This window comes from Synechococcus sp. R6-10 (assembly GCF_047461815.1).
Lineage (GTDB): Bacteria > Cyanobacteriota > Cyanobacteriia > Thermostichales > Thermostichaceae > Thermostichus.
On the sequence record NZ_JANSHW010000167.1, the window covers coordinates 1 to 6,237 of the forward strand.

The 6,237-nt window shown below is 54.8% G+C and carries 3 protein-coding genes; 2 read left to right on the forward strand and 1 reads right to left on the reverse strand.

The features are described from left to right. Positions 1-10: 10 nt before the first annotated feature. Both NW837_RS05470 and NW837_RS05475 read left to right on the forward strand, forming a co-directional pair. Positions 11-469 (forward strand): tRNA (cytidine(34)-2'-O)-methyltransferase, encoded by a 459-nt coding sequence (locus tag NW837_RS05470; protein ID WP_011431928.1) that lies wholly within the window; start codon positions 11-13, stop codon positions 467-469. Between the two features lie 48 nt (positions 470-517). Then, on the forward strand, positions 518-1,579 hold the full coding sequence (locus tag NW837_RS05475) for a histidinol-phosphate transaminase (RefSeq protein WP_414329697.1): 1,062 nt from the start codon (positions 518-520) through the stop codon (positions 1,577-1,579). Positions 1,580-1,602: 23 nt separating this feature from the next. Here NW837_RS05475 and NW837_RS05480 read toward each other — a convergent pair whose 3' ends face one another. After that, on the reverse strand, positions 1,603-5,730 hold the full coding sequence (locus tag NW837_RS05480; RefSeq protein WP_414329699.1) for a hypothetical protein: 4,128 nt from the start codon (positions 5,728-5,730) through the stop codon (positions 1,603-1,605). Positions 5,731-6,237: the final 507 nt, after the last annotated feature.

Here is a 6,237-nt window from a genome sequence, read left to right on the forward strand (position 1 = left end):
GGATAGGATTATGCCCTTCCACGTTGTTTTGGTTGCCCCAGAGATCCCGGCCAACACGGGGAATATCGCCCGCACCTGTGCAGCCACCGATACGCCTCTCCATCTGGTGGATCCTCTGGGGTTTCGCCTTTCGGATCGCTACCTCAAGCGGGCGGGGCTGGACTATTGGCAGCACGTCCAACTGTATCGCTACCCCTCTTGGTCTGCTCTGGTGCAGGCCCACCCTGAGGCCCGGTTCTGGTGTTTTAGTGTGCGCGGCAAAGCCCTCTATACGGAAGTAACCTATCAGCCGGGAGACTGGTTGGTGTTCGGCAGCGAAAGCCGGGGGTTGGATCCTCTGTTCTTGGAAACCTATCCCAGCGTGCGCATCCCACTGCGGGGGCCGGTGCGCAGCCTGAACCTCAGCAATGCCGTAGCGATTGCCCTTTTTGAGGCGCTACGTCAGCAGGGATCCCTGACAAAAGAATAAGTGGTCGGGTTGGCCCTGATATAATAGCTACTTCTCCCCGTCAGGAAGATGTGTGCTCTGCAGTATCTGCGCCCCGACTTGCTCTACCTCAAGCCCTACGACGCCGTGCCAGCCCCGGCTGCCGACAAGCTGGATGCCAATGAGTTCCCCCTCGATTGGCCGGCGGGCTTCAAGCAGAAGCTCTCCCTCCTTTGGGAAAAGGGGATCCCCAGCAACCGCTATCCCGATGCCCACCACCGGGGCCTGAAGCAGGCCATCGCCGCCTATGCCGGAGCGGAGCCAGAGCAGATCAGCCTGGGCAATGGGTCGGATGAGCTGATCCGCTCCCTGCTGATTGCCACCTGTCTGGGCGGGCGGGGCGGCATTTTGGTGGCAGAGCCCACCTTCTCCATGTACGCCATCCTGGCCCAGAGCCTGGGGATCCCAGTGGTGCGGGTTCCCCGCGACCCGGAGACGTTTGCTCTGGATCTAGAGCGATGTCAACAGGCTTTGAGGGAGCATCCGATTCGGGTGGTGTGCCTGGTGGATCCCAACTCGCCGACGGGGAATGGCCTGACGGCTGCAGAGTGGGAGTGGGTGGAAGGGCTGCCCGAAGAGATTCTGGTGATTTTGGATGAGGCCTATTTTGAGTTCAGCCGGCACACAGCCCTGCCCAAATTGGCGGAGCATCCCAACTGGGTAATCTTGCGCACCTTCTCTAAAGCCTTTCGCCTGGCGGCCCACCGGGTGGGCTATGCTGTGGGTCATCCACAGCTTATGCAAGTGTTGGATGGGATCCGCCTGCCCTACAACCTCACGGCCCTTTCTCAGTGGGCGGTTCAGATGGCTTTGGAGCATGCCGAGGAGCTTTTGGCCGACGTGACGCTAATTTGTCAGGAGCGGGAAGCCCTTTATCAAGCTCTGCAGGAGCTGCCAGGGGTGCGGGTGTGGCCCAGCCAAGCCAACTTCCTCTACTTCCGGGTGGCCGGCTGGGATCCCCAAGAGCTGCAGCGGGCCTGGCAGGAGCTGGGGACTGGTGTGCGCTACACGGGTGGGGGGCTGCGTCTGACGGTGGGCACCCCTGAAGAGAACCGACGGGCCTTGGAGCGGCTGCGGCAGATCTTGCGGTAGTTGGCTCTACTTCCAACTCCTTCTCAACCTGGGCCGAGCAATCGCTGAATCAGGCTATGAACTTGCTGGAGCTGCCTCTCGTTGAGCCGCTTCAGTTCCTCGCGGATTGCCACTTGCAGTCTCTGAGCTTCAGTTTGCTCCCGCTGCAGCAGCCAACTTTGAACAGGGCTGGGGTGCTCCACGAAGTCATGTGGCCAGGGATCCCATTCCTCCAGCTCGGGCTCTGCCTGGGGCAGTTGCTCACGCCAGCGCTCTTGAGCGCGGCTAAACTCCTCCGCCAAAAGATCGGTCGGTCGTCCCTCCGCCTGCAGAGAATCTCTGTACTTCTTGTGAACCAAAAGCCAGCGCTGCCGAATCTGAGAGCGTTGCCATCTTGGGATTCTACCGATTCTGTTTTCAGCAAAGCGCTCATAAAACCTGAGCGCATCTCGGTAGCAGCCCAGTCGCTCGTAGGCTAGGCCCACCTCCAGCGGCTGCAGCCACCAAGCGTGCTCCCCGCGCACACTGCTTACCACTTCCTGCAGAAAATCCCGCAGTCCAGGGAGCTTCCACCTCAGCTCATCCCAGTTGGTTTCCATGTCTCGAGCCATGCTGGCCACCAACTCGTAGTCATGTCCGCGCTGCCACGCCTGTGGGTGGGCCTGAACCACTTCCCAAAGCCTGCACCACTCGCGGCGCCGGATCAGGATTCGCAGCAGCAGCGGCCACTCTTTCAAGCGCTCCAGGCTGAGAATGACGTCGTTGATGTACTCCTCCCACTCGCCCGCGAGGGGACGTCCCGCCTCCTGCCATTTGCTCACCACTGCTGCGTCCTGCCGGTCTTTGGATAGCCACCTCACCTGGCCAGGCGGCTTCTCCAATTGGATCTTGGCTCGGTAGTAGCGGGAATGCTCCGTTTGGCCACCTTGATCCCAAATGGCAACTGCCTCCTCAAGTTTTTGTTGCTGGAAATAACAGATGCCGAGAATCTTGTGATATTGCCCTGCGAACGGCTGCCGCTGGCCAAGAAAGGCCAAACGCTCCCTCAAAGCCTCAAGAGTCTCTTGCCAAAAAAGTTCACGATCCTCCGGCTTAGGACAAAAAGTCCCTAGGTTATCGAAAACTTCCTCCAGCTCCGCCAAAAACTTCTCCACACAAACCTTCCAAGTCAGATCCGAATGCTTCGGGCTGACCTCAACGCTCAACCAATCTCGCACTCGAACTATCTGTCGAAAGCGCTCCATGGACTTGGCAGAGCTGCTTTGGGTTACCACCATCAAATCCACCAGAGGACCGTAGTTAGGGATCTCGGAGCACCTGGCAAAGTGAGTAGAACGATGCTGCTGCAACTCTGACCAAGCTTTTGCCTTCCAAAAGCACTCCCAGGCTTCTCGGATGAGATTTCTATTGGGTAGGGCGGATCTTTCCAAGCTTAAAAACTGACGGCCTGCAGAAACGTAATCCCTCTGCAGCTTGAGGATCCAAGCTTGGCATTCCTGTTCTAATTTCTGGTTGCCTGCCTGCCGAGCAAAGGCGCGCGCATCTTCCAAGAGCTCAGGATTTCCCTCCTCTACCCCTTGCCTAAGAAACCCAAGAGCCAAGTCCAGCACATCCTGTAAGTTTTTATCCGTCCAGTATTGGATGCCAGTGCCTTGAGCGAAGCCGGCCAGTACAGGCGGATGCGTTTGCCATTGGGATCGATCGGGCTGCAAATGAGAGTGATTGAGCCAAAAGTCAATCTCCAAGGCAGGATCCCAGAATTCCCGCCAGCCGGCTGCAGTATCCACAACAGCTAAGGCTTCGATGGGGCGGGTAATACCAACGTATAGCTGGTTGAGAAAATAATGTAGTTGCAGGGATACCTTCTCTGCAGCTTCTTGAGCGTAGTGGTTAAGCCTTCGGCTAAAGTTTTGTCGATAGCAGTCGCCAAACTTGTAGAGAATGATCTTTTTGAACTCCATGCCCTTGACAGCGGTAACAGTCTGCAGCAGCGCCGGCTTGAGATTTTGCTCCAGCTCTTCGGCAAAAACCCTCTGGAGGTCGGGATCTTGGCGCACGTAGTCCAGCTCCTCTCCTATAGAACAAGGCAGGATGCAAACTGTACCCGTGCTGTTCCTGAGCATACTCCTCAGCTCATGTTGAGTTAAGTTCTTGTCTTGGCCATCCAGTACAAACTTTTGAGCTGGCCTCCCCGGTTCCTGAAAACGCCAAGGCTGCTGTGGGCAAATCCCCCGATCATTGCTAAGAACTCGCCGCCACAAGTTGATAAGGTTGCTAAAACGAGTAATCTGAGGGCTACAGCGGTAATTATTTTTTAACTCCCGGGGACTTGGAATCTCGAGAGAATGGCCGGGCAACAAGTAAGCATGGATATGCTCGTAGAGATACCTCCTCAGGGCACCCCAACGAAATCCTGTAGGATTGATAGTTTGCAGAGGATCCCCAGCAAAAGCATAAGGTAAACGCTCGATAGCCCAATCCAACTTATATTTTCCCCAGGGGGACAAGCAGAAAACAATATTCAGTTCAAGCTGGGTAAAGTCTTGAACCTCATCACAGAAAATGACTGGGTGAATTGATCTAAGAAAACCATTCTGTAACACATCCCTAGCCAAATCTTGATCGTCCCAGTAGCTTCCGTAGGTAGTTCGTTCTTGATAACCCGGCCAAACTTGCTCGTATATTCGATCAAAAACTTCTACATTTACAGTGCGGTCGGCTTGAGGCAATTCCCGATAGCAATCTGGATCCAAGTAGTCGCTTACTCCATAGCCCTTGATCAGAGTACGAATCGTATGCCAAGCTAATTCTACATCACTGCGGCCGCGGTACCAGCTCCGGAATCGATAAAAATTGACATATCGCTCCGGTTGATAGCGTTCTTGTCTCTCTGGTGGAAGGCAGCTTAACAGGTAGTCCTGGAAGGTGCTAAAGAAAGCTTGACATCGCTCAATTTCCCCTTCTGAGAAGTCACTGCCTCTCTCTCGGTAACGATGGTTGACCCGCAAAATTGTACTTACCTTGCTGCGGGCTTGCTGTACTAGACTCGGGCTATAGGTTAAAAAGAGAGGACGGTACTGAAAGCTTCCTTTGCTTGAATCCTTCAGGTAATGGCTGCAGTAATCAGCAAAACGGTAATACAACATCAGAGATTTGCCGCTCCCAGCTCGCCCGTTGATTAGTAGAGGCATAGAGGTGCTTTGGAGAATTTCTTCTTCCTCCATCGACAAAGCTAAGTTCCCCTCTGTAGTCTCCTGGATTTCCAGCCAGACGTTTTCATCTGCAACCATGTAGTTGGGGTAGGCGCGGCGGGCATATCGCTTCCAAATCTCTAAAGATTGTGGGTGTTGGAGAATATCCGGCTGATCGGCCCCCCTCCCAAATAGGCAAGTTCGGCGCCCCAGGTCAAACCGCTCTCTCTGCTCCGGAGCGTGGTCGTAAACTCCAATTAAAAATGGAGATAAGACTTTTTCCTGCTCACATACCTGCACCAGGCTGATAGCCAGATGTATCGAGCCTTCCCGCCAGCACCTAACCTCAGTTTCTGGATAAAACAGTGGTAGTTTCCAGTAGAGATTCCCTTTCTCATCGCCAATAATGAATTGCTCTACCGCCCGATACACTTGGCGCCGCTGTTCTAGAGAAAGGGCTTGCACTTGCCGAACCCATTCCCCGCTTTCCAACACAAGCCGCTCCTGGCGGTTGGGAGTATTTAAAAACTGTGTCCAATCGTACAGTTCGTTGGGCAGAGGGAGGAGCTGGTTTTGCCGCGCTTCTTCTTGTTCATTTTCCGCTTGCCTTTGTGCCAGCCATGCCTGTAGCTGATCGTCAGACACCCAGTTCCTCACCCGCTCTTGATAGCTGGGATCCTGCCGCCGCTCCAGGAACTCTCGGTACTCGTGGCTGCCTCTCCCCCAAAGGCCAAACAAGACCAAAACCGGCACCTCTCCCAGATAGCGCAGATCAGCCACCAAGCGAACGTTGCGCCGGAGGTTGCGTTTCCAGTAGGGGTAGCGAACGTCGAACAACCGGCTTAAAAGGGTGCGATCCCCCTGCTCCAGCCGTTCTATCAGCTCCTCAAGGTTGTATGGCGCTCCTGCCTCCAAAACTTCTTCTGGGCAATACACGTACATGGGATCCCACTGCTCAAGCTGTCCTGGTTTGAAGGCCATCTTAGAGGCGGCCTGCCTTGTCTGTCAGGTCTCTCTCAAAACTTGCTACCAAACTGAGAGACTAACCAAACAACTTCAATTGAAGCTAGAGTTAGACTTTTAAGCTTTGATAAACTGTGCTGAACTGTTAGAGAATCCAGGCTGTTACCGCGCGGCCCTAACGCCCATGCCTCTGTCAAGCTGTCTGGCGGCAGCATTCTCAGCAGAAGCCGATCGAACCGGCAGAGAAAAGGTTGCGACAGGGATCCCGCTGGCTCTAGATGAGGTTGTCCAAAGTGAACTTTGGAGAAAGGTGATGGGATCCTCCCCTAGCTGGATCGGTTTGCCCTCCCTGCTGGCAACAGCGGTCTTGGATCATTGAAGCAGAACGGGGTTTGGATCCCATCTCGTCTCAATACAGCTTTTTCCGACGTGGGGGGAGTTCTGTAGAACGGTGGGATCCGGTTGTTACCCCTGTTGACCCGTTTTTCAAGAATTGTCCACCCTACTACCCAAGGAGCGGCTATG